Annotated in this window: 21 protein-coding genes; 7 read left to right on the top strand and 14 right to left on the bottom strand. The window is 62.1% G+C overall.

Annotated features, from left to right (window positions below; translation table 11 throughout):
• The first annotated feature begins 206 nt into the window (after nt 1-206).
• The 5 genes from hprK to ABJF10_RS01185 all read left to right on the top strand — a co-directional run bounded on the left by hprK (nt 207) and on the right by ABJF10_RS01185 (nt 4,587).
• A complete protein-coding gene (gene hprK, locus ABJF10_RS01205) occupies nt 207-1,169 on the top strand; it encodes an HPr(Ser) kinase/phosphatase (RefSeq protein ID WP_348542681.1) in 963 nt (320 codons plus the stop codon).
• Complete coding sequence (locus tag ABJF10_RS01200; protein WP_348542680.1) at nt 1,169-1,477, top strand: HPr family phosphocarrier protein; 309 nt, start codon at nt 1,169-1,171, stop codon at nt 1,475-1,477. The genes hprK and ABJF10_RS01200 overlap by 1 nt, the downstream gene beginning before the upstream one ends.
• A gap of 33 nt (nt 1,478-1,510) precedes the next feature.
• Complete coding sequence (ptsP, locus tag ABJF10_RS01195; RefSeq protein ID WP_348542679.1) at nt 1,511-3,280, top strand: phosphoenolpyruvate--protein phosphotransferase; 1,770 nt, start codon at nt 1,511-1,513, stop codon at nt 3,278-3,280.
• 69 nt (nt 3,281-3,349) lie between these two features.
• Nucleotides 3,350-4,006: a hypothetical protein gene (locus ABJF10_RS01190; RefSeq protein WP_348542678.1), complete on the top strand. Its 657-nt coding sequence runs from the start codon at nt 3,350-3,352 to the stop codon at nt 4,004-4,006.
• Between the two features lie 437 nt (nt 4,007-4,443).
• A complete protein-coding gene (locus tag ABJF10_RS01185) occupies nt 4,444-4,587 on the top strand; it encodes a hypothetical protein (RefSeq protein ID WP_348542677.1) in 144 nt (47 codons plus the stop codon).
• A gap of 211 nt (nt 4,588-4,798) precedes the next feature.
• Here ABJF10_RS01185 and ABJF10_RS01180 read toward each other — a convergent pair whose 3' ends face one another.
• The 4 genes from ABJF10_RS01180 to ABJF10_RS01165 form a co-directional block, all read right to left on the bottom strand.
• Nucleotides 4,799-5,545: a succinylglutamate desuccinylase/aspartoacylase family protein gene (locus ABJF10_RS01180; protein WP_348542676.1), complete on the bottom strand. Its 747-nt coding sequence runs from the start codon at nt 5,543-5,545 to the stop codon at nt 4,799-4,801.
• Nucleotides 5,542-6,927: a UDP-N-acetylmuramate:L-alanyl-gamma-D-glutamyl-meso-diaminopimelate ligase gene (gene mpl, locus ABJF10_RS01175; RefSeq protein ID WP_348542675.1), complete on the bottom strand. Its 1,386-nt coding sequence runs from the start codon at nt 6,925-6,927 to the stop codon at nt 5,542-5,544. The genes ABJF10_RS01180 and mpl overlap by 4 nt, the downstream gene beginning before the upstream one ends.
• A gap of 93 nt (nt 6,928-7,020) precedes the next feature.
• A complete protein-coding gene (locus ABJF10_RS01170) occupies nt 7,021-7,959 on the bottom strand; it encodes a thiamine pyrophosphate-dependent enzyme (protein WP_348542674.1) in 939 nt (312 codons plus the stop codon).
• Nucleotides 7,960-7,971: 12 nt separating this feature from the next.
• Entirely contained in the window at nt 7,972-9,777 is a 1,806-nt protein-coding gene (locus ABJF10_RS01165; RefSeq protein WP_348542673.1) for a 2-oxoacid:acceptor oxidoreductase subunit alpha, read from the bottom strand.
• Between the two features lie 190 nt (nt 9,778-9,967).
• On the opposite strand from ABJF10_RS01165, the gene ABJF10_RS01160 reads away from it, so the two are divergent.
• Complete coding sequence (locus ABJF10_RS01160) at nt 9,968-10,402, top strand: hypothetical protein (RefSeq protein WP_348542672.1); 435 nt, start codon at nt 9,968-9,970, stop codon at nt 10,400-10,402.
• Between the two features lie 84 nt (nt 10,403-10,486).
• Nucleotides 10,487-11,260, top strand: a complete 774-nt coding sequence (locus ABJF10_RS01155) for an alpha/beta hydrolase-fold protein (RefSeq protein WP_348542671.1) — start codon at nt 10,487-10,489, stop codon at nt 11,258-11,260.
• Here the strand turns inward: ABJF10_RS01155 and secD are convergent.
• From secD to ABJF10_RS01105, 10 genes are all read right to left on the bottom strand, one after another.
• Nucleotides 11,250-13,661, bottom strand: coding sequence for a protein translocase subunit SecD (gene secD / locus ABJF10_RS01150; protein WP_348542670.1), 2,412 nt, complete (start codon nt 13,659-13,661; stop codon nt 11,250-11,252). The two genes, ABJF10_RS01155 and secD, sit on opposite strands and share 11 nt — an antisense overlap.
• Before the next feature lie 45 nt (nt 13,662-13,706).
• Complete coding sequence (gene yajC / locus ABJF10_RS01145; RefSeq protein WP_348542669.1) at nt 13,707-14,042, bottom strand: preprotein translocase subunit YajC; 336 nt, start codon at nt 14,040-14,042, stop codon at nt 13,707-13,709.
• 200 nt (nt 14,043-14,242) lie between these two features.
• Complete coding sequence (locus ABJF10_RS01140; protein WP_348542668.1) at nt 14,243-15,145, bottom strand: N-acetylmuramoyl-L-alanine amidase-like domain-containing protein; 903 nt, start codon at nt 15,143-15,145, stop codon at nt 14,243-14,245.
• A gap of 56 nt (nt 15,146-15,201) precedes the next feature.
• Entirely contained in the window at nt 15,202-16,494 is a 1,293-nt protein-coding gene (locus tag ABJF10_RS01135; RefSeq protein ID WP_348542667.1) for a glucose-1-phosphate adenylyltransferase, read from the bottom strand.
• A 96-nt stretch (nt 16,495-16,590) separates the two neighbouring features.
• Nucleotides 16,591-17,271: a methyltransferase domain-containing protein gene (locus ABJF10_RS01130; RefSeq protein ID WP_348542666.1), complete on the bottom strand. Its 681-nt coding sequence runs from the start codon at nt 17,269-17,271 to the stop codon at nt 16,591-16,593.
• Between the two features lie 9 nt (nt 17,272-17,280).
• Nucleotides 17,281-17,622: a hypothetical protein gene (locus ABJF10_RS01125; protein ID WP_348542665.1), complete on the bottom strand. Its 342-nt coding sequence runs from the start codon at nt 17,620-17,622 to the stop codon at nt 17,281-17,283.
• A 41-nt stretch (nt 17,623-17,663) separates the two neighbouring features.
• Nucleotides 17,664-18,803, bottom strand: a complete 1,140-nt coding sequence (locus ABJF10_RS01120) for a hypothetical protein (RefSeq protein WP_348542664.1) — start codon at nt 18,801-18,803, stop codon at nt 17,664-17,666.
• A 224-nt stretch (nt 18,804-19,027) separates the two neighbouring features.
• Nucleotides 19,028-19,435 carry a GNAT family N-acetyltransferase gene (locus ABJF10_RS01115; RefSeq protein ID WP_348542693.1) on the bottom strand — a complete coding sequence of 136 codons (408 nt, stop codon included), beginning with the start codon at nt 19,433-19,435 and terminating at the stop codon, nt 19,028-19,030.
• A gap of 231 nt (nt 19,436-19,666) precedes the next feature.
• A complete protein-coding gene (locus ABJF10_RS01110) occupies nt 19,667-22,558 on the bottom strand; it encodes an acetylxylan esterase (RefSeq protein WP_348542663.1) in 2,892 nt (963 codons plus the stop codon).
• A gap of 248 nt (nt 22,559-22,806) precedes the next feature.
• The gene (locus ABJF10_RS01105; RefSeq protein WP_348542662.1) at nt 22,807-23,349 is read right to left on the bottom strand and encodes a hypothetical protein; all 543 of its coding nucleotides are present in this window, start codon (nt 23,347-23,349) and stop codon (nt 22,807-22,809) included.
• Nucleotides 23,350-23,359 lie beyond the last annotated feature (10 nt).

Genomic DNA, 23,359 nt, shown 5'->3' with positions numbered 1-23,359 from the left:
CCCCATGATCGCCTGCCCATTGCCTATCGCACCACCCCTCTGGGAAACCTCTCTCTCCAGAGTAAATCGCCTCCAGTCGTGCTTGATCGTGCCTAATCGTGCCTTAATTTTTTCTTCCCTGACGCCCCCGCGCTACGCCGAAACGAGCCTTCCGGGCCATTTTCGGCTTCCGACCTGTTTCACCGGAGGACTACAGTGAGCCACTGATGAACTCTCCGGACATCAAACATCCCAACCTGTCCGTAGGCGAATTCTATACGCGCCACTCGGAGTCGCTACAGATGAAGCTCATCGGGCCCACGGTGGGCTTCGACCGGCGCATTCGCGAGCCCACGATCAATCGGCCTGGGCTCGCCCTCTCCGGCTTCTTCAGCTACTTCGCCGACCGCCGCATCCAGGTGCTCGGCAGCGCGGAGCTCTCTTACTTGAAGAGCCTCGCCGAAGGAGAAGCTCGAGCCCGGTGCAAGGCCCTCTGTGCGCGCCATATACCCTGCCTGGTGGTGTCCCGCAGCGCCAAGGTGCCTGCGACCCTGATCGAAGAGGCGGAATCTGCCGGCGTAGCCCTCTTTCGCACGCCGATGGTGACGATGAAATTCATCAATGCCGCGACGCTGGCCCTGGAGTTCGACTTCGCCCCGACCAAGAGTGAATACGGCAGCATGATGGACATCATGGGCGTGGGCACCCTCATCCGGGGCTCCAGCGGCATCGGGAAGAGCGAGTGCGTGCTCGGCCTGATCGAGCGCGGGCACAGCCTGGTGAGCGACGATATGACGCGTTTCCGCGCCCTGGAGGGCCGCGAATTGGTGGGAACGTCGCCCGATCTCACCCGGCATCACATGGAAATCCGCGGCCTGGGGGTCATCAATGTCATGTCCATCTTTGGCATCGGCTCGGTGCGCCACGAAAAGCGGCTGGATTTGATCGTGACACTAAAGGATTGGCAGGAACTGGAAGACGTCGATAGAATCGGCTTGGATCAGCAGTTTTTCGAGCTCCTCGAGATCCTGATCCCACACGTCACCATTCCTGTGAGAACGGGCCGCGACTTGGCCCGCCTCGTGGAAGTGGCTGCGCTGGACCAGAAACTCAAGAGTATGGGCCAGAACAGCGCGGTGGAATTCAATCAACGCCTGCTGAACATCATGCAAAAGAAGAAAGAGCAATAATGGGCCTACTGAGCCGCAAACCCGATACCGCCTCCCAGTCCAAACCCGCCAAAGAGCTGATCATTGTGAACCGGCTCGGCTTGCATGCCCGTCCCTCGGCCATGTTCGTCAAGACGGCGAGCCGCTTCAAATGCGAAGTCTGGGTTGAAAAGGACGGCGAGCGAGTGAACGGCAAGAGTATCATGGGCCTCATGATGCTCGCGGCTGGCCAGGGATCGAAGTTGCTCATCACCTGCGAGGGCCCCGATGGAGACAAGGCGCTCGCCGAAATCGAGGAAATCATTCGTCGCAAATTCGATGAGGATTGACGGCAGCGCGATTTTTCCGCTCATCCTCCTCCCATGAGCAGTGACGCCGCCGGCCCCAGCCAGGAAAGACGCTTTCAAGGCGTCGGCGTCTCTCCGGGCATCGCGCGGGGCACCATCTTTGCCTATCGGCCGGAGGCCGAGGCGCCGGTGCTGCGGAAGATCGAGGAAAGCGAGATCCCCGAGGAAATCGCGCGTTTTGAAACGGCGCTGATCGCCACGCGCACGCAGATCCTGGAAATGCAGCATCGCATCGCCGAGTCCATCGGCGCCAAGGACGCGGGCATCTTTGACGCGCATCTGCTGGTGGTGGAAGACCGCACGTTGATCGATGAAGTGTTGCGCACGCTGGCGCGGGACAAGACCGATGTGGAGCACGTCTTCCAGAGTGTCGCCGGTCGCTACGCGAAGACGCTCAGCGAGATTGATGACCCTTATCTCCGCGAACGCGCGCTCGATATTCACGATGTGACCCGGCGCGTGGTGCGCAATCTGATGGGCAAGGAGAGCCGCGACCTGGCGAGTGTGACCACGCCGCACATCCTGATGGCGCACAATCTCGCCCCGTCGGACACCGCGCAGCTCAACCGGCAGCTCGTGCTCGGCTTCGGCACCGATGTCGGCAGCAAGACTTCGCACACCGCGATCATGGCGCGGTCGCTGAATATCCCGGCCGTGGTCGGCTTGCACGACGCCAGTCATCAGATCGCCACCGGCGATCACATCCTGCTCGATGGCTACAACGGGCTCGTCATCGTCAACCCCAGCGACCAGACGCTGTGGGAATATGGCGAGCTGGAGGTCAAGAAGACGGAGGTCGAGGAGAAGCTCACGCAACTGCGGGAAACGATCTCGACGACGCTGGATGGCCGGCACGTCATCCTGTCCGCGAACATCGAGTTGCCCGAGGATCTCGAACAGGTGAAGCAGAGCGGCGCCGAGGGCGTGGGCCTGTATCGCACGGAATTCTTCTATCTCGGCAAATCCGAGCTCCCGAGCGAGGAGGACCAATATCAAGCCTACCGCAAGGTGGCCGAGAGCGTCCTGCCACACAGCACGATCATCCGCACGCTCGACTTGGGCGGCGACAAGTTCATGAGCGCGCTGCACATGCCCGAGGAGCTCAATCCTTTCCTCGGCTGGCGGGCGATCCGGTTTTGCCTCGAGCGGGTGGATATCTTCAAGGTGCAGCTCCGCGCGATCCTGCGCGCCAGCGCGGTGGGCAACGTGAAGATCATGTATCCCATGATCTCCGGAGTCGATGAATTGCGACGGGCGAATGTGATCCTCGAGGAATGCCGCGCGGAGTTGCGCGCGGAAGGCAAACCGTTCAAGGAGGATCTCGAAGTCGGAGCCATGATCGAGATTCCCAGTGCCGCCATCTCTGCGGACATCCTGGCGCGCGAGGTCGATTTCTTTAGCATCGGAACGAACGATCTCATCCAGTATTCGATCGCCGTCGATCGTCTGAATGAGCACATCGCGCATCTCTACGAGCCCACGCACCCGGCGATCATCCGGCTCATTCGCATGACGGTCGATGCCGCGCACGCGCACAATCTGTGGGTCGGCGTGTGCGGGGAAATGGGCGGGGATATCGTGCTCACGCCACTGCTGCTGGGGTTGGGCGTCGATGAACTGAGCACGGGCGCGGCGCTGGTGCCGCGGGTGAAACGGGCCGTGCAGGCGCTGGATATCGCTGCCTGCCTCCAGTTGATCGAGGACATCAAACCGCTCGACACAGCTTCCGCCATCCTGGCGAAGTGCGAGGAAGTCGCGCGCGCTCACTATCCTGAGCTGCTTTAGGATCTCCGCCGTTCGGTCCACGCAAAAATCTGCAAGATTCGCCCCCCTGCGAACGTAATACTAAACACGGTGAGAGACATTCGCACCGATCACACCCACATCCTGATGAACATCCGCCTGCTCCCCACACTGCTCGCCGCCGCTACCCTGCTTTTCGCCGGTTGCCTGCCTGAGTCGAAGAACCCCCTTTCCACACCCGCGACTTCGACCATCGATGCAAGACTCGAGGGCATCTACGTGGCGCGGCGCGACAAGAAGGACGACGACCTGAGCGGTTGGCATTTTCACTATCGTGGCGCCAAAGCCGGGGCCAATGGAAAGGCCCGCTCCACCCCATGGCTGGAGGTCCTCGACATCGAGCATCGCAAGGATGGTGGCTTGAAGGGGGAAGCCTATCGTGTCCTGACCACCCACTTGGGCGGACGTGATTACATGAGCTTCATCGAGCTCGGCTCCGACAATGGCAAGGAGAAGGCCTCGCTCTATAGCTTCGCGCGCTATGAGGTCAGTTGGGCCGGCGACATCCGCGTGTGGCTGGTGAACTCCAGCGTGCTCGCTCAAGCCATCAAGTCCGGCAAGCTGCGCGGCACGGTGAAGACGCATAAAAACAGTGAAGACGTTCTCCTCACCGATTCGACGGAGCACCTGGCCGCCTTCGTGGCGGCGAGCGACCCGGCCACGCTCTTCGGCGGCAAGCCGATGGTCCTGTACCGCCTCGCACGGTAGGTCGTGTTCACGAACGGTCCGCGGCGCTGGGGTTCAGGGCGCGTGTCCCCACGCGCCGGGAGTGAACCAGGTTCGCAGCGTCAGCCCGGCGCGTGGGGACACGCGCCCTACACCTGCGAGCCACGTCCGTCCTACTTGGCGGGTCTCCTCGTCGGGTTCTGAATGCCGGTTGGGCCTGCGCAAAAAAAACTCGCGCCTTAAATCGGCTTAAGAGGGCTTAAGGCACCTTAAATCCGCTTCCTTTTCTTCGCCCGAGACTCCTTGATTTGTATCGGCCGCGGGGCAGGGGTTTCCAGTAATACTGCCGATTTTCTCGCACCTTGATTGGCTTGATTTACCTTGATTCGAGTAATGGCTGCCACCCCTCTGGGGTGAGCCGCCTCCTGCATCATTTCCGGTGGTGTCGCTTCGCTCAACCACCGGCTATCTGCGCTGGGATGCCTCCGGCATCGGGCAGGCAATCGAGGATTTACGAGGCGCTGGCTGCGTTCGCCGGTGGCGAGACGTTCATTGAGTTCCTGGCGGATGAACGTTGGGAGGTGGGCGATCTGGCCATTGCGAGCGGAGTGGGATTCCTCTGATTTCATGCGCAGAAGTGTCGCATGACTCCGCGCAAAAAGTGCATTGCTCCATTGGCTCTGTTGGGTCCATTGCGGAAAATTTCACTCGGAGTGCCTCCAACAGGGGCTGCGGCACCACCTAATCGGTGATCGCCGCCCGTGAAGAGGCGGGCAACGAGTATGGCTTGTGGGCGGGCCTTTGGCCCTCCGGCTCGCAATTCGGGAACACTACCTAGCCTACGACGCGGAGCACGACTTCCTCGATCACGGCGATGTGCGCGGCCACGCGTCGCTCCAGGGCGAATTCCGACGGTGTCTCTACGGTGAACGTGCGCTCGGAGTGCTCGAAATGCAACCAGACCGCCTCGGGATAGCCGATCTGCTCAAAGCGCTTCTTGTCGATGCGGCGGCGGTGAATGCCCTTCGCCGTCTTGCGTCCATCGATCCAGATGCGCGGGTCGGTGGGAAGATGCTTCCGGGCCGCCTTGAGCAAAGCCTCGCCCCAGTGGGGTTGTACGCGCTGAATCTCGTAGAGGTAGATCCCCTGTCCGTCGTAGTCCTCGTGCAGCATCACGGAGGCCTCAAACTGATGGCCCGCCACCACTCGCTTCACCGCTTCGACCACTGGCAAGTCGGTGCGGTCAAAGCCGCGATTGAGGTCCGCGCCTTGCCGGTTCAGGCGAATATTCTGCACGAGGCCCCAAGGGTTCAGGCAGGGCAGCAACAACAGGGGGAGATGGCGCAGCTTCTTTCCCTGCTGTTCGGCCCAGGTGATCAGGGCTTCCGTAGCGGCCGCTTCGTCGCCGTGAATGCCCGCCGAAAAATAGATGCCGCCCGTCTGCGCGAGCGCCGGAGTACGCAGATAGAAGTGCTCGTAACCGTCCGCCCGCACCAGGCGCCGCAAAGGCACTCCCGACTTGCGGGCCACGGTACGCCAGCGCTCGACGAGATGGCGATAGTCGTGGGCGCGATGGCTCACAGTTCCTTCAGCAGGCGCTCGTGAATGCCGCCGAAGCCGCCGTTGCTCAGGATGACAATCACGTCGGGTTCTTTCACCAGCGGCTTGAGCCGGGCGATGATCGCGGTGACGTCGGGCTCGTAGAAGGCGGGTTTGCCGGCGGCGGCGATGTCGGCGACGACTTGCGCCGGGTCGAGACGATTGTCCTCCGCGAGTTGGTCCATTCGGGCCACTTGTGCGAGGATGGCACCGTCGGCTTCCGCAAGAGCGGCGGGAAGCTCGTGCTGAAAGATGGCGCGTCGCGTAGTGTTGGAGCGCGGCTCGAAGATGGCCCAAAGGCGCCGGCCCGGGTATTGGTGCCGCAGGCCGCGCAAGGTCTCGCGGATGGCCGTGGGGTGATGACCAAAGTCATCCATGATGGTGATGCCGCGCACTTCGCCACGCACTTCCTGCCTGCGCTTCACGCCTTCGAACGCGGCCATGGCCTCGGCGATCTTGTCCAGCGGCACGCCATAGAAATGCGCCGCGCTGATCGCCATGGCGGCATTGCGCACGTTGAATTCGCCCACGAGTTGGAGAGTGAAGCGGGTGTCGAGCAGGGTAAACTGGGAGCCGTGCGGATCGTAGGTCACGTCGCGGATATGCCGCGAGGCGTTGGGCGAGAAGCCGACTTCCACGAGCTGCGCGCGGCACTTCTCCGCGACATCTATGCAATTCTGGTCGTCGCCGTTGATCAGCACCATGCCGTTTTCCGGCACGATGTTGAGCATGCGGCGGAAGCTGAGCTTGATCGCGTCGAGATCGTCGAAGATGTCCGCGTGGTCGAACTCGATGTTGTTCACGACGACAAGCTCCGGCAGGTAGTGGAGAAACTTGGAGCGCTTGTCGAAGAAAGCGGTGTCGTATTCATCGCCCTCGAGGACGACGTGCTTGGAATCGTGCAGGCTGGAGCCCTGGCCGAGATTCTTGGCGATGCCGCCGATCATGTAGGCGGGGTTCAAGCCGGCGCTTTGCAGGATCCAGGTGAGCATCGAAGTCGTGGTCGTCTTGCCGTGCGTGCCGGTGACCACCAGGTTGTGCCGCCCGCGCAGGAAGAATTGCTTCAGCGTTTCCGGCAGGGAGAGATAGTAGAGCTTGCGGTTGAGCACGGCCTCGATCTCCGGGTTGCCGCGCGAGATGGCGTTGCCGACGACGATGAGATCGGCATCGGCGGGCAGGTTTTCCGGCTTGTAGCCTTCGCTCAGCTTGATGCCCTTGCTCTCGAGGAACGTGCTCATCGGCGGATAGACCGCGGCATCGGAGCCGGTGACGGTGTAACCCTGCTCGCGCATCGCGGCGGCGACGGCGCCCATCGCGGTGCCACAAATGCCGATGAAATGAATGTGACGGAAGTCCTGGCTCATGAATTGGAAAAGAGCCAGAAACTAGCGGGGTCGCGCGCGGGGCGCAATCGCCGTGAGCGAACTACGAGGACATTCCGCGGGCGCGTCGCGCCGCTACTTCATCCGGTCGAAGCTCTTCTTCAGGATCTGCCAGTCGGCGAGGCCTTCGACTTTGCTGCGGTGCTCGGCGATGAGCTTTGCTTCGTTGGCGTTTTTGGTCGGGCGCTTCACCTGATAGAAGATGCCGAAGACGCCGGGGCCTTCGGCGTCGGCGAGCTTGTAAGCGGCGTATTCGTCGGTGACGTCATGCTCGACGGGCACTTCGGGAAAGCTGCCGCCCTTGCGCGGGTTGGCACCGTCGAAGGCGCCGGGATAGAATTCGATGCACTCGCTGAGGCACTCGATGAAGGAAAAGCCGTCGTGATCCATGGCCGCTTCCATGCACTTGAGGAGATGCGGGATATTCGTCGCGGTGCTGCGGGCGACGAAGGTCGCGCCGGCGGCGATGGCCTGCTTCATCGGATTGATCGGCCGGTCGGTCGAGCCCCAGACGTCGGTCTTGGATTTGAAGCCGATGGGTGAAGTGGGCGAGGTCTGTTTTTTGGTGAGGCCGTAGACGTGGTTGTCCATCACCACATAGGTCAGCTTCACATTCTTGCGCGCGGTGTGGTTGAAGTGATTGCCACCGATGGAAAAGGCGTCGCCATCCCCGCCAAAGACGAAGACGTGGAGATCGGGGCGGGAGAGCGACACCCCGCTGGCGAAGGCGAGCGCGCGGCCATGGATGAAGTGCGCGCCGTGGGCCTGCACGAAATAGGGAAAGCGCGAGGAGCAGCCGATGCCGGCAATGGTGCAGATCTTCTCGTGCCAGATTTTCCGCTTCTCAATGATCTTGTAGTAGAGCGCGAGGACGGAAAAATCGCCGCAGCCGGGGCACCACGTGGGGTGATCGGCGGCGGTGTCCTTTTTGGTGAGCGGCTTGCGCTCGGCTTCCGGCAGATCGGGAACGATACCGGGAGCGAGGGTCGTGCGGGGGAGCGTGAGGGTACTCATGGAAAGGGGAAGTTACTTGGTGAGAGTGAGGACGCGCTGGAGGATTTCTTTGACCTTCCAGGTGAGGCCATCGGTCTTGGTGACGGCGCCGATGCGTGGGTCGCAATAGCGGGCGCGCAGGATGGCGGCGAGCTGGCCGTAGCCGTAGAGGCCTTCGTCATTGAGTTCCACGACGACGACATGGGTGAAGCCGCTGAAGATCTTCTCGAGGCCATTGGGCAGGGGATTGAGGTGCTTCAAGTGCAGCGCGGAAAGCGCTTCGCCGTGCTTGCGCGCCTGCTTCACCGCTTCCTCGATCGGGCCTTTGCTCGAACCCCAACTGACGAGCAGCACATGGCCTTCGCTCGCGCCGTAGACTTGCGGCACGGGCAATTCCTCGGCGAGCTTTTTGAGCTTGTTGCGCCGCTTGGCGTTCATCTGCGTGTGGACCTTGCCGGAACCAGTGGGGTGACCGAGTTCATCGTGCTCGAGACCGGTGACGACGGGATACTTCCCGCTGGCCACGCGGGTGCCGGGAGCGATGTGGCGCGTGATACCATCGGTGGCGGTGAGGTCGTAAGGCTTGTGATCGACGACCGGAGTGAAGTCGGGTGTGAGGTCCTGGCAGACCGCCTCGAAATCCGGAGAGGGGAAGGCCTCGATGCGCGAGGCGATGCCCTGGTCGGTGAGGAGGATGACCGGCGTGGAGTATTTGCGAGCGATGTTCACCGCCTCGATTGCGGTGTAGAAGCAATCTTCGACGCTCGCGGGAGCGAGGACCACACGGGGACTGTCGCCGTGACCGCCGTTGATCGCGATGTTCAAGTCGCTTTGCTCGACGTTGGTTGGCATGCCGGTGCTCGGGCCGCCGCGCTGCACGTCGATGACCACGAGGGGCATTTCCGCCATGCTGGCCCAGCCGAGGGCCTCGGTCTTGAGCGAGATGCCGGGACCACTGGAACCCGTGACAGCGACGCGCCCGGCGTAGCCCGCGCCGATGGCCATGGAGATGGCGGCGATCTCATCCTCGGTCTGCACGAAAGTGCCGCCGTATTTGGGCAGCTCGCGGCGCAGCAGCTCCATGATATCGCTCCACGGTGTGATGGGGTAGCCCGCGCCGAAACGCACGCCGGCGGCGAGCAGCCCATAGGCCAGGGCTTCGTTGCCGCTCATGACGACTTGCGAGTGGCCGGCATTTTCGCCGGGATGAAACTGGAAGGTCTCCCACAGGCCCTGCACCTGGTGACCGTAGCCCGAGTTGAAGCAGGCGAGGGCGTTTTCGACGATGGTGGGATCTTTGCCGCCAAAGCGCTCCTCGATGAGCTTGGTGAGCTTCGGCACGTTGAGGTCGAACATGCGAGCGAGGAGACCCAGGGAGTATATGTTCTTGCCCTTGTCGCGGCCGGTGCCGCCGATGGCCTCGACGGTGAGTGAGGAGATGGGCACGCCGACGTGGTGATAGGAACCGAGCAACTCCTCGTTCGGCTTCACGTGATCGGAGTCGTAGAGGACGATGCCGCCGCGTTTCAGCGAACTGATATGGTTCGCGTAGCTATGATCGTAGAAGCAGAGGAGGACGTCCGCATCGTCGCCCGCGCTGAGAACTTCCCCGGAGCCGATCCGCACCTGGAAGATGGACGGCCCGCCGGAAATCGTGGACGGGATCGTCATGAAGGTCATCACTTCCTGTTCGCTGCGGCCGGCGAGGCGGGCGAGGAAGCCGCCGATGGCCTGGATGCCGTCCTGCGAATTGCCGGCGATACGGATGACGGCTTCGGAGACTTGGGAGACGCGTGGGGTGGTGGGAACGGGGTTGGGGGCAACAGTAGGATCACTCATGGCAAATGGGGACAATCGGGTGCCGCTGGAAATCTTTGGGGGATTCAACCTTGGGGGCACGGGATTGGGTAGCTTGGGACGCTAACAGTGAAGTCTCATTCGTCAAGCCGCAGCCTTAAATGTGCAGCATCGACGATCGGCGACGGTTTCCAGTTTGCCTCGCATGGCCTCCCTGTTCATGCTCCGCCCGATGCAGATTCGCCTCTTGCTTGCGCTTTTCGTCTTCTCCTTCGGTTTGGCCGCGTCTCGGGGAGCGGAGATCCTCGCTCCTCAACCTGGCACCCCGTTGCGCCAGACGATCCTCGACGATCTCCGTGCCGCCGAGCCGACGGTATCGACGCAGAAGGAGAAGAAGCAGAAGATCATTTTCGACAAAGTCGTCCTGCGCGTCTCGGGCGAATGGGCGTGGTTTTCCGTCTCGCCGCGAACGCCGGATGGCAAATGGCAGTCCGAGCCGATGACCGGTCTGGCCCACCACCGCGGCGGGCATTGGAAGGTGATGGAGTATGTCGGGGATGAAGTTGCCTCGGCGGATGAGCCGCAGAAGGCGTATCAAGCGTGGCGCGTGGAGTTGTTGAAGAAGAACCCGCAATGCCCGCCGGAACTCGTCCCGAAGAAGGGCTAGATCGAAATCGACTCCGTGAAGTGCATGTCGGGAAGCAACAGACGCCGGGTGGTGCGAGGGTGGTGGGTTTTGCTGGGGTTGGTGATGCAGGGTCTTTTCACGCTCACCGCAGCGGAGCCGCAGGTGATGGGCTGGCATATCACGGGGGAGACGCGCGCGGCGGTGGTCTATCCTCCATCCGTGCAGGCAAAGAACGCCCGGGCGCCGCTGATTTTCGTCTTTCACGGGCATGGGAACGACGCGTGGTTCTCCACGAAGCAGTTTCCCTTTCAAGAACTCTGGCCCGAAGCGGTCATCGTTTGCCCGCAGGGACTGCCGACCCCTTCCGCGAGTGACCTGCACGGCGAGCGGCGTGGCTGGCAGCACCAGCCTGGCGAAGTCGGCGACCGGGACCTGAAGTTCTTCGATGCCATGCTGCGCACGCTGCGCGGGAAATTCCGGGTCGATGACCAGCGCATCTACGCCGCCGGTTTTTCCAACGGCGGTTTCTTCGACTACATCCTCTGGGCCGAGCGTGGGAAGCTCTTCGCCGCCTTCGCGCCGTGTGCAGCGGCTCTGCGGCCCCCTCTGCAACTCTCCACACCGAAACCGGTGTTCGTGGTGGCTGGGGAGTTGGACGAGCGGGTGCCCTTCGTTGAGCAGCGGAAGAATATCGGCACGCTGCGGCAAATCAATGGCTGCACGGGCGAAGGCGCATCCTGGGGAGATGCGAGGGCGACTCGCTACGAGTCATCCGGCGGAACTCCCGTCGTGGCCTTCGTGCATGCGGGCGGGCACGCCGTGCCGCACGCGGCGACGGTGCTCATCACCAAGTTCTTTCGCGAGCACACGCTGCCCGCGGCGCCCGTCAAACGGTAGCGATCTTCGGCGTTTCGCTGGTCTTCGTTTCCGTCCGCAAACTGCCACCCTTGTGGCCGCTCCACCAGAGGACGATGGGCGAGGCGATGAAGATGGACGAATAGGTGCCGACCACGATGCCGATGAGGATGGCAAACGCGAAGTCGTGCAACACCGGACCACCGAAGAAATACAGCGCGGCGACGGAGAGCAGCGTGCAACCGGAGGTGAGGAGCGTGCGGCTCAACGTCTCGTTGATCGACGCGTTCATGATCGACTGGATCGAGCCGCGGCGCCCGCTGTGCAGGCCTTCCCGGATCCGGTCGTAGACGACGATGGTGTCGTTGATCGAATAGCCCGCGATGGTCAGGATCGCGCCGACCATGATGAGCGAAAGCTCGCGGCCGAAGATCGAGAACAAGCCCACGGTGATGACGACGTCGTGCAGCAAGGCGACGAGCGCGCCGACGGCGAAGGACGCCTCGAACCGCAGGGTGACATAGAGGAAAATACCGAGCATGCCGAGGCCGAGCGCGATGAGGGAACTCTTGGCCAGTTCGCCGCCGACAATCTTGCCGACCTTGTCCTTCTTGTGCTCGGTGAAGCCGGCGTCGGGCATCGACTTGAAAAGCTGCGCCTCGATCTGGTCACCGGTATTGATCGGGCTACGAATGCTGATGAACTCCGTGTGGGAGGACGGATCGGTCTCCTTCTGGATGACGACGTCGTTGATCTTCAATTCCTCGACATGCTTGAGCACCTCGGCCACTTCGACCGGTTTAGCGGGCTTGAGCATGAGCAGATCGCCCCCTTTGAAATCGATGCCGAGATTGTGGGGATAACGCAGGCCAAAGCCGATCATGCTCACGACCGCGACGGTCAGCGAAATGCTGATCCAGAGGAAACGGCGGCCCATGAAATTGATGCCTTCGCCGGAGATGAGGTGGAGCATCGAGATGCGCTTGAGGACGCCGAGCTTCAGCGCCCACGAGAAGATCATGCGGGTAACGACCATCGCGGAAAAGACCGAGGCGATGATGCCGACGACGAGCGTGACCGCGAAACCCTTCACCGGGCCGCTGGCCTGCCAGAAGAGGATGCCGGCCGTGATGAGCGTGGTGGCATTGGCGTCGAAGATGACGGTGAAAGCCTTGTTGTAGGCCGCGTCGATGGAGGACGAGAGGGATTTGCCGGCGGCCATTTCCTCCCGGAGGCGCTCGTAGATGAGCACGTTGGCATCGACCGCGAGGCCGATGGTGAGGATCACGCCCGCGATACCGGGCAGCGTGAGCACGAAGCCAAACATGGCCATCACCCCGAAAAGCACGATGATATTGACGACGAGACCGACCACCGCGACCAACCCGGCGAAGCGGTAATAGATGACGACAAAGATGAGCACGAGGGTGAGGCCGCCGACGCCGGCCCAGATGCCGCTGTTGATGGCCGCCTGGCCGAGGGTGGAGGAGGCGCTACGCTCTTCCTCGATGGCGACCGGGGTCTGAAGCGGATTTTGCAGGGCGCTGGCGAGACCGCGCGCTTCCTTTTCGGCCATATTGCCACCGCTGATCTGCGCGCGGCCACCGCCGATGCCGAGGGGATATTTGTCGGGATCGACGCTGGGCGCCGACTGGATCTTGCCGTCGAGCAGAATGGCCATTTCCGTGTGCTCCTGGGCGACTTGCTGGGTGAGTTTCTGAAATTGCTCGCCGCCCGTGCTGTCGAACTCCAGCGCGACGCCCCAGCCCTGCGCATCGAAATAGGCGGAGGCATGGGTGACGTGGGAGCCGAGCAAGTCCGCGGTGTTCTTGATAAGGAGCTTGGTGGTGATGGGCTTGCCGTTGCGCTCGACGCTCATCTCCTGCAGCGAATAGCCGTGGGGAGCGACTTGGACGCCGGCTTCGATGGCCTGCGCCATCATATTGCTGCCGGGGTGGACGAGGTGAAACTCGAGCTTGGCGACCTTTTTCAATTGCTCGCGAGCGTCGTTGATCGTCTCCTGGCGAAGACCGGGAATTTGCACCAGGATGCGGTCGGTGCCTTGCGGCGTGATGATGGGCTCGCTGACGCCCAACTGGTCGACGCGCTTGCGGATGGCCTCCATCGCTTGGTCGACCATGTCCTTGGTGATTTCCTTCTTCGCACCCTTGTCGTCGGCGGGAGGATCGAGGCGAATGAGGAAGGAGGTGCCGCCCTGCAGGTCGAGGCCGAGATGGATTTTCCCGGGCGGGCCGATGAGCTTGCCGTCGGCGTCCTTGCGGTCGAACGGCGGATAGGCTGCCCAGAGGCAGAAGCTCGTGAGGAGGACGGTGAGCAGGGTGCCGAGGTTGCGCTTTACCCGGTCGCTGTCGGTGAAGAAGTACCAGCCGAAAAGCACGAGCAGGAGCAGACCGAAGAGGAAGATGGCGACGTTGGGATCCATCGGGAAGCGGGGAGCGAGTGGTGAGGTGGGGTGGAGTACGGTGGGCTAGGAGGCGGAACTCTTTTCCGAGCCCTTGTCCACGGAGGCGATGGCGGATTTATCGATCTCGATCTTCACGTTGTCGGCGATCTTGAGGATGAGCGTGGTGCCTTCCTTCACATTGGCGATGATGCCGTAGATGCCGCTGTTGGTGACGACCTTGTCGCCAGTTTTGAGTGTCGAGATGAGGTTCTTCAACTCGCTCTGGCGCTTGTTCTGCGGGCGAATGATCAGGAAATAGAAAATGACCCCGACGCAGGCGAAAGGGATGATCATCTGCAGGGGCGACTGGGCAGGAGGCGCGGCGGCGTCGGCGAGCGTGAGGAAAAGCGATGAGATCATGCGTAAGGAGTAGCTGGGCGTTTCTCGGCGGCGCAATGGCGCCGGAAAAACGGGAGCGGAAGATTAGGCAGCCACTGGGGATTGTCCAAGGAATTCCGTGTGGCTGAAGGGGAGGTGTTCTTAGTACTCAGTGCCCAGTGCTCAGTATCCTTTCGGCGGCGCTGCGGCCTACTGATAACTGGGCACTAAGCACTCTCCTCTCACTTCAGGGGGCGGCCGACGATGATGCCGGCGTCCGAGCGGAAGTGGAAAAGGTAGTCGGAAAGCCGCTGGTCGAGGACGACTTTGCCGTAGTTGTGCGGAGCGGAGGCGTGCATGAAATGCAGGGTGCCATCCGAGGTGCGGTAGGCCAGTCCGACGTGCGCGGTGCCGATGAGGCGGCCGTCGTGCGAGCAGATACCGATGATGTCGCCGGACTGAAGGCGGGATTCGATGCCCGGGACCTGGCTTTTCGGGATGTAGTAGAGCGGTTCGCTGGCCACGCGGGCTTCCATCCGTGCGATCCCGGCGCGGAGGTCGGGATTCTGGCGCATATAGCGGTAGCTCTTCCAGCCGCGGGTCATTTCCACGGCATTATGGGCGGCGGGAACACCCCCGAGATCGCGGGTGAGATCCCTGACCAGGCCGCGCCGGTCGTTGTCGTGCAGCCAGTCTTCCAGGTAGTGCAACCGCGAAAGGTAGCTGCCGGTGCAGGAGCCGCTCCGGTAACGGTCGAGTTCGATGTACTTGAGCATCGTTTGCGGTGTCCAATTGTCCTTGGGCTCGTCGAGCATGCGGGCGAAGGCCAGGGAGCTCTCGAAGAAAGTCCAGCAATCGAGGCCGGTGAGGTTGACCGACGGGGCTTCGATGTGGTCGTCGATTTCCAAGGTGAAGCTGCGGTAGCGGGTGCCGGTCATGGCGCGGCCGACTTCGGCCACCCGCTGGCCGATGGGCAGACCCTTCCATTTGTCCGCCTGCGCAACCAAGGTATCGAATTGCTTGCGGCCCTTGAAGACGGTGTCGAAGGGGAGGCCCGCGGCCTGGCTATGCGCCGCGCCGCAGGCGACGAAGATGAGCAGCCAGACGGCGAGCAACGGTCGGATAATAGCAGGAAAAATGAACATGCGAAGCGGGTGAGACACCGCAACCTGCCAGGCGTTCGAACGGCGGATCCCGCCGCTTAAATCCACGTACCAGCGGGAATCGACGCGCCCTTGGGGACGACGACGATGCCGTCGCGCACATACCAGTTCGGGCCGTCGCAATTGTCCGCCTTGCCGTCGGGCGTGATCACCGCGCCGTCGCCGACGCGGGCATTTTTGTCGATGATGGCGTGATCGATCACGCAGTTTTTGCCGATGCCCAGCTCGATGTCGCCGACTTTGTTGACCTTGTGCACGTCGTAGAAGTCGGCGCCCATGACGATGCTGTTGCGGATCGTGGTGCCGGCGCCGATGTAGCTGCGGATGCCGATGACAGCGCGCTCGATGTGCGCGTCGTCGATGATGCAGCCATCGGAAATGATCGCCTGCTTGATCGTCGCCCCATTGATCTTGCTGCCGGGCAGGAAGCGCGCGTGGGTGTACATCGGCGCGGAGGTGTCGAAGAAATTAAACTCCGGCACCGTGTCGGTCAGGTTGAGGTTGGCGTCGAAGAACGCGCGGATCGTGCCGATGTCTTCCCAGTAGCCCTGGAAGATGTAGCTGTGCACGCGGAACTTCTTGATCATGTCGGGGATCACGTGCTTGCCGAAGTCCACGAGATCGTTGTCCAGCGCCTTGACGAGCACTTCGCGGTTGAAAATGTAGATGCCCATCGAGGCCTGGTAGAGCTCGGCGCCGGCGGGCTGGCCGAGTTCCTTGAGCAGGGTGGCCGGAATCTTCAAGGCGTCGAGTAACTCGGCCGTCTTGGGTTTTTCCTCGAAGCGCACCACCTTGCGGTTGGCGTCGGTGTGCATGATGCCGAAGTCCATCGCGGCCTGGCGCCCGACGGGGATGGTGGCCAGCGTCATGTCCGCCTTGGTATCGATATGCTGCTCGAGCACATCACGGAAATCCATGCGGTAGAGCTGATCGCCGCTGAGGATGACGAAATACTCGTAAGGATATTGCAGGAAATCGCGCAGGTTTTGCCGCACGGCGTCGGCGGTGCCTTGATACCAATTGGTGTCCGTGGGTGTCTGCTGCGCGGCGAGGATTTCCACGAAGCTGCGGGAGAAGTTGTCGAACTTGAACGCCGAGTGGATGTGCTTGTGCAGCGAGGCGGAATTGAACTGCGTGAGGACGTAGACGCGCCGCAGCCCGGAGTTGATGCAGTTCGAGACGGGGATATCGACGATGCGATATTTCCCGGCGAGCGGCACTGCGGGCTTGGAGCGTTCCTTGGTCAGTGGAAAGAGTCGCGTACCGGCACCGCCGCCCATGATGATGGCAAGCGTTTGTTCGGTGATGGAAGGCCAGTTGGAAAGTTGCATAGGGGACAGAATTCAGGGGACCGCGCGCTCAAACTGCCAGAGCCCGCCCGCGCTTGTCACCTGACATTTGTGCGAAAACAAGAGTGCGGGCCGATATCAGGGGTTTGCCTGATGGTGGGAGGCAGCTGCCAAGGCATAGGTCGCGCACCAAAAGTAGTCGAACTCGACGATATTCAGGGAGTCGGTGTAGGGCTGGAGGATGGGCCGAAGTTGATCGGTGGTTGGGAAATTCTTCAGGACTTCGTGCGCGGTGCCGTCGTCGAGGTGCCGCTGTTGGTAGGTGTTGCCGGCTTCGTCGGTACGGCTGATTGGGGTGCTGCTGCCGGGCACGTAGCGATTGTCGATGAAGACCACGCGCGCGCCGGGCAGCAAGGCGGCGTGGAAGTTCTCGAGGAATGAGGTGAGGCGATCGAGGGGAATATGCGACCACCAAAATCCGGCGAATCCGGCGGTGAATTCACTGCTGTCGCGAGGGGGAGCAAAGGCATCTCCACGGGTGAAGGAAACGGTATTGGGATCGAGCCCTTTGGCCCGTGCGATCGCCAGCACTTCGTCGCTGGCATCGATGGCATAAATGGACTCCGCGGCATCGGCGAGGGCGGCGGTCCAGTAGCCGGTGCCGCAAGCCAGTTCCAGGATGCGGCGCCCGCTTAATTCACCGCGAAGGTGATCCTTAAGCCGAACGAGATCTGCCTGGCGCTCGGGCTGGTGGTAAATGCGCTCGTACTCGCTGGCGCGCTGGCTGTAGTAGTCGATGAGGGTGCCGTCGCGATTCATTTGGTCCGCTCAATCATGGATGGAGATGACCTGTGCGCCGTCTGGCCGGGTAGTCCATTCGGCCGTGTATCCTGTGGATTGCAGGATGCGGAAAAGGGCCGCACGAAACGGGACCCGATCGAAATTTCCGGTGAAGGTTGGCGGCGCCTTTTTTTCGCGTTTGAATATCAGGTTGATGCGTAGCTGCCCAAATAGGTTGCCGAATACCTCGCGGATATCGGCGGCGTGAAAATCGCCACTCACTGGCGTTTCGAGGACGTGGCGGAGGTGATCGTTGGGGGGCGGCAGGAACGTGGCTGGGGCCTTCAGCTCAGCCGTATTCGCCACCACCGCGAGCACCAGCAGAAACAAAGCGGGAAGCGCACGTCTTATATCCACTCGTGGCAGACGCTTCACGGCTGCATTTGCAAAATGAGGGCGGAGGGCAGCGCGGCGTGGGCGCCATCCTGGCCGGCGTTGCCGGTGGGGAAATGGGGCAGAGTGGCGTCGATGACCTGCATGCTGGCGGGAAAGCGGTGGCCGGCGGTGAGGACGAGGCCGAGTTGGAAGCCGCGCTTGGTGTCCTCGGCGAGGTCGTAATGCGCCGGGGTCTTCGAGGTGGTGTGACCGGAATCCGGGGCTTCATGGTTCGCGCCGGTGATGGGGACGATGTGCTTCGCGGCGAAGGCGCCGGCATTTTCCAGCGCGGCGGAGAGGCGGTTGTCGTGAATCGGGGCGACGAAGAATTGCAACTCGGCGAGGAACTGCGTGGTGAGCATGAAGTAGCCGAGGATGTCTTTGTTGCCCGGGTCCTTGCCCACGAGGCTGTAATGCCAGAAACCGTCGCCGCCCTGCGCGGGAAGGATTTTCTGGTAGAGGCATTTGTCGGACTTGGCTTTCAGCCGCTTCGCCAACTCGGGATCGATTTTGTGGAGGTATTCGCCGAGCAGGCCGGCGGCGAGGACGAGCGAGGCGTTCTTATTGATCGGCGAAGGCTTGGCCAGCGGCGCCTTCGACTGGCCGGTCGCGATGTCCACGTCCGCCGCCCACCATCCGTTTTCGTTCCAGGCAAATTGATCGAGGACCGTGCCGAGATACTTCAAGTCTTCCTCGCGTCCCTGCTCGTGATGATAAATGTAGGCGAGGGCGGCGAGGTATTCGCCGAGCGCCGGCGGGCCGCCGCCCATGATCTCCGTGCCCTCGGGCGTTTCCTTTTCCTTGATCGGCAGCACGCCGAGCTTGGTCGCCCGCATCTCGCGCAGCACGCCATCGGCGAGGTCGACAGCCGCCGCGCGGTCACGCGATGTGCCCGTGCGCTCGCCCATGAGGTAGAAGGCGAGGGCCGTTTCCGCGGCGGCACTCTTGCCTTTCATGTCCACCGCTTTGCCTTCGGGCGAAGTCAGATGGTCGAGGTGCTTGGTGAGAGCGTCGAAGAGGCGCTGTTGGAACTTATTGAGATCCTCGTTCGAAACGCCGGGAGCGGATTGTTCGGCGGCAGTCAACTGGGCGCCGGCTACGAAGAGGGAGAGGATGAAGAGGAGTTTGGTGAGCATGTTCCACGGGGTTGCCTGTTGTAACAACGTCCGGTTGGAGAATTAGGACAACTGATGCGCAGGCGGGGGTCTCAAGGCTTGAGAGAAAATTTTGAGGCTTGATCGACCTTGACCCGCCTTGATTCGTCTTGGTGAATGTCGGCTTTCCCCAAACCGGCCGTGAGGCTTTGTGGCGAGGGCATGGCCGTGATCGGAAGTGTTCCACAGATGGTTTCCATATCGATTCACCGGGCGGCGAAGTCCCGGCGGTACTTCACAAAGGCGTGTTTGGTGTCGCTGTCGAATCCGCAGCGCTTGAAAAAGGCATGGGCCTCGTGGCGGGTGTGGCTGCTCAGGAGCATGAGCTTCGTGCAATGATGGTCCGCAGCGAGACGCTCGACCTGGCCGAGCAAAAGGCGGCCCAAGCCCCAGCCGCGCATCTGTGGGGTCACGACGATGTTTTCGATCACGCCGAAGGGTTGCGTGCCGTACATCGCATCGGGGCAGAGGATGAGGAGAACGGTCGCGCAAACGAGGGCATCGATTTCGGCGACCAGGAGCAGGCTGTGGGGAGACGCGGCCATCGCCGCGATCTGCTCGGGCAGCACGTGGATATTCGGATCGGAGACCAGCTCACGATAAAGGCTCTCAATGACCGGGGCGTCATGGGACGTCGCCTAGCGGATGATGCAGGGCGGGGGCGACAGAGATGAATGGCTTGGGTTCACGGGTAGCAGTTGGGTCTTCAATCCTTCGGGCACTCTCACTCAAACAAACCGCGCATTCCCACCGACCAGGGAATGTTCCTCCTTCACGCGAAACGGTGTCGCATAACAACGGGCAAATGTAAAGCTAAAAATGCGCTTTCGAGCTACTTTGGCGCGCTACTTCAGGTGGTCGTTATAGCAATGTGACGCCCACCCCAAGTAATGCGGATTGGCGTTTTGGCGCTCGTCGAGGGTCTTGAGCATTTCGGGAAGTCGTTCGCGGTAATCCGCCGTGCGGAGGGCGATGGACATGCCGGCGAGCTTGGGGTCGTCGAGGCCTTCGTAGGCCATGGTGAGATAGCGTTCCGCGGCGTGCTGGAGTTTCAGGACTTTGGACTCCTCGCTCTTGCCGTCGTCGGGGCTGCTGAGTTCGTAGAGCATGAGCGTGACGCGGTCGACGGAGGTGAGGAGGGTCTGGCGCTGGGCAGCGTCGCCCTTGAGGAGTTTATTGGGGATGTCGGCGTTGACGGTCAGGTGAGCGGGCGCGGCGATGGCTTTCACGCCGCGGAAGGTTTCGATGAGGCCGGGGAAGAACTCGAGATTGCCTTTGTTTTCCGGGCGTTGATGCGGCTCGACGTCGAGATGGATGCCGTCGAAGCGGTGACGAGGTTGCACGGCGTTGAAGTCGACGATGGTTTTCGCCAGGGCGAGGAACTTGTCGCGTGGCGGCCCGGCTTCATCCGAGTCGATACTGTCGAGCAACGCTTCGACACGAATGCGCGACTGGTGCAGCAGATCGATGAGTGCGAGGAGCGGTGCGTCCTGCGCGGGATGGTCGCGCGCGGAGACGGAGACGTAGACTTCATTGATGCGGTTGGCCTTGGCGAAATCTCGCAGGGCTTCGGCGCTGCCGGGTTGGGCGAGGACGGACGGAGTCTTCCAGACCCACAGGCCGCGGATGATTGGATAGACGGTCACACCGCCGATTTCATTGGTGGGTGAATCGATGACGGATTTTACGCCACCGATGATCCATTGCGGAGCTTCGGCGGCGAGGCAGAGTTCGATCAGGTTCGGCAGATCGTAAAAGCGCAGCGCACCGTGGACGGCATTGATTTGTTGATTTCGCGCCAATGGGCCGCGCACGACGCGATCCCACGATTCGAGGCTGTGGGATATCTGCGTATGAATGAAAAGCCCTTCTCCCAAGGCGCGCGCGTGGAGTGCGGGCACGCCTGCTTCGCCGTCACTGATGAGCATGACGGGGCCGCCTTTGTTCAACGTTTCGGAGGCATAACGCGCGGAAGCAAGGATGTCTTCTGCGCGCAGGCCGACGAACGATTGCCCAAGCAAATAGGCTGTCGAAATCCACGGCCAGTCCACGCCGGAAATGGTATTGTACCCGCCACCGGTGGATTTGCGCTGCGTTTCGCCCGCGCCACGCACGTCGATGGCCAGGACCGTGTCGCCGCTGCGCACGTCTTCCTCGATTGAGCCGCCGATCCCGGCGTCTGCTTGCTTACCCTCGCCGTGAACGTAAAGTTCCACGCCGCTGCTGGGCTCTTTGGGGTGAAAGAGTAGCGCGGGAATGACGGTGCCTTCGTCATTGCGGAGGATCAGGCGTTCGATGCGGATCGCACCGCCCTGGGTTACACCCACACTGATGGCGGTGAGTTTCGGAATTTCCGCAAGCGGGCGAATGTGCGCGAGTTCGCGTACCTTTGATTCCTTTTCTTCGACCGATTTTTCTCTCCAGAATTGTTCCCTTTCCTTGGCGAGCTTCGTGGCAAGATCGGCCTGCAGATCGAAGTAGGTGCGCGCGCCGGGGAGGTGAAAGACATTGCCGTCCGGCGTGCAGAGCAGCTCTTTTTCCGGCAGGACGTCGAAGGCGGGTTCCTGCCAGGCGTCGTCTTGACCCGCGAGCCAGTGGCGGAAAAAGCGGGCGGATGCGACGCGCATCTCCGGTCCGAGATCGTGTTTGGTGTCGGCCTCAATGAGATCCACGCGCTCGGGGAAACCGAGGCGTCCGTAGAAGCGCTTCGCCTGGCGGAAGACGTTCCAGGCGCCGCTGATGTCGAAGAAGTCCTGCGTCGCGGCCATGATGAGCGTCGGCTTCGGCGCCCGCAGCAGGACGAAATCGGCGTGGTCGAGTCCGGTGCTGATCTGCCCAAAGAGATGCTGCTCGAGATCCTGCGGGCCGATGGTCTCGAGCAGGCGCCGGTAGCCGGTGAGATAGCACGCGGGAGCGGCGGCGACGACGCGGTCGTCGAGCGCCATGAGATAGCTCGTCATCGTGCCGCCGCCGGAGACGCCGGTGCAGCCGAGGCGGTCGCCGCGGATGTCGGGGCGGCTCTGGAGGTAATCGAGGCCACGCATTCCGTCCCAGATCATGGTGCGGGCGAGACTCGAGCCGAGGAGGATGGCGCCCACGCCCATGAGCTGGTGCTCGTTCGTGGTGCTGGCAAATTCGGGCGTGCCGTCCGCCTTGAGATAGTAACGCCGCTCGCCCTGGCCGATCGGGTCGTAACAAAAGGCGGCGATGCCCGCCTTGGCCATGCTGATGGCGGCGCGTTGGTAAAGCGCGCCGGCCTTGGCGACCGGGGTGTGGCCGCAAGGCATGAGCACGGCCGGATGCGGCCCGGCGCCCGCGGGGAGATAGAGCACGCCGCTGACAAAGAATCCCGGCTGGCTCTCGAAGAGGATCTTCTCCATCCGGTAATCGCCGAAATCACGCTGGCCGGTGACCCGTGCATTGAGCGGTGTGCGCTCCGGAAAACCGCCGAGTGCGGTGAGCAGATTTTCCCGTTGCCGTTTTTGCCACGCGGCGAGGTCTTCTGGCGTCTTGAGCTGCTCGTAGGCGGCGTCGCGGCGGTCGAGCGCGGCGTAGGCGAGCTTCTTGAGTTGGGCGTCGACGAGCAGGTCGGGAGCGACTCCATCGACGAGCGCGGGCAGTACCCGGAGTTCGTCCGCTGCCCGGCCGAACGCGGCGAGGCACAGGAGGATGACCAGCCAGACGGTGCGGGTTCGCAGGAGGATGTGTTGGGGGAGAGGGTCCAGTGGGGAACTCATGGGAGGATCGCCATGCTATCGCATCCAAAAGGGCGGGGAAGTGCGATTCAGTGGGTATGCAAGTGATTCACCTCCAGGATTTCAAACCGGCGCTGCCCGGGGCGCGTAATTGGATGGTCGTGCAGCGAGCCTGGGATGAGCATCCAGAAATGCGTCCTCAACTGGCCGGGAGCATGCGCCGCTTTTGCCGTTCGGTGAACGAGGTCGTGAGCCGGCCGCACTTGCGGCGGTGAAGAGTTCGTGGGCGCTCAGGCCGACGGTGGCTTTGAATTCCAACCGGTGAGCCGGTAATAACGAAGGAGCCCGCCTTTGGCGAAGATCATCACCAATCCGGTGATAAAGAGGAGCGCTCCGACGCAGCGCATCCCCTGATTCCAGGCGCGCACTCTGGGGGTTTGCTGGGGCGGCACCCAGGAGCTGCTGAAGGTCCATAGATCTTTGCCGAATTGTCCACCGTGCTCTTGCTGAAAGCGCGCGAGCAGCGCCTCGAGTTGGGCGAGCGCGGTGGTGCGATCAGGGGCGGTGAGCCATACCTGATAGTCGCGCGATTGGTGGTCGCTTTTCATGAAGATCAACCCGGCTTCGACGTGCTGGGAAGCGAGGGCACGGCCAAAGGCCGCCTGAGTTGGATCATCGGACACCTCCATGACCTTGATCTCGCCCGTGGCGACGACGCGTTCCGCGAGCATGCGCCCCGGAAAGTCGCTCGCTTCGTAGAACATCCACGCGAGGACCATGAGCAGACCGGCGAACAGCGCCCATCGGGATTCCTGGGGAGGCAGCAAGGTCATGGGTGAGCCG

It is taken from the genome of Chthoniobacter sp. (assembly GCF_040003245.1).
Taxonomy (GTDB): Bacteria; Verrucomicrobiota; Verrucomicrobiia; order Chthoniobacterales; family Chthoniobacteraceae; genus Chthoniobacter.
This window is presented reverse-complemented; position numbering and strand designations above follow the sequence as displayed.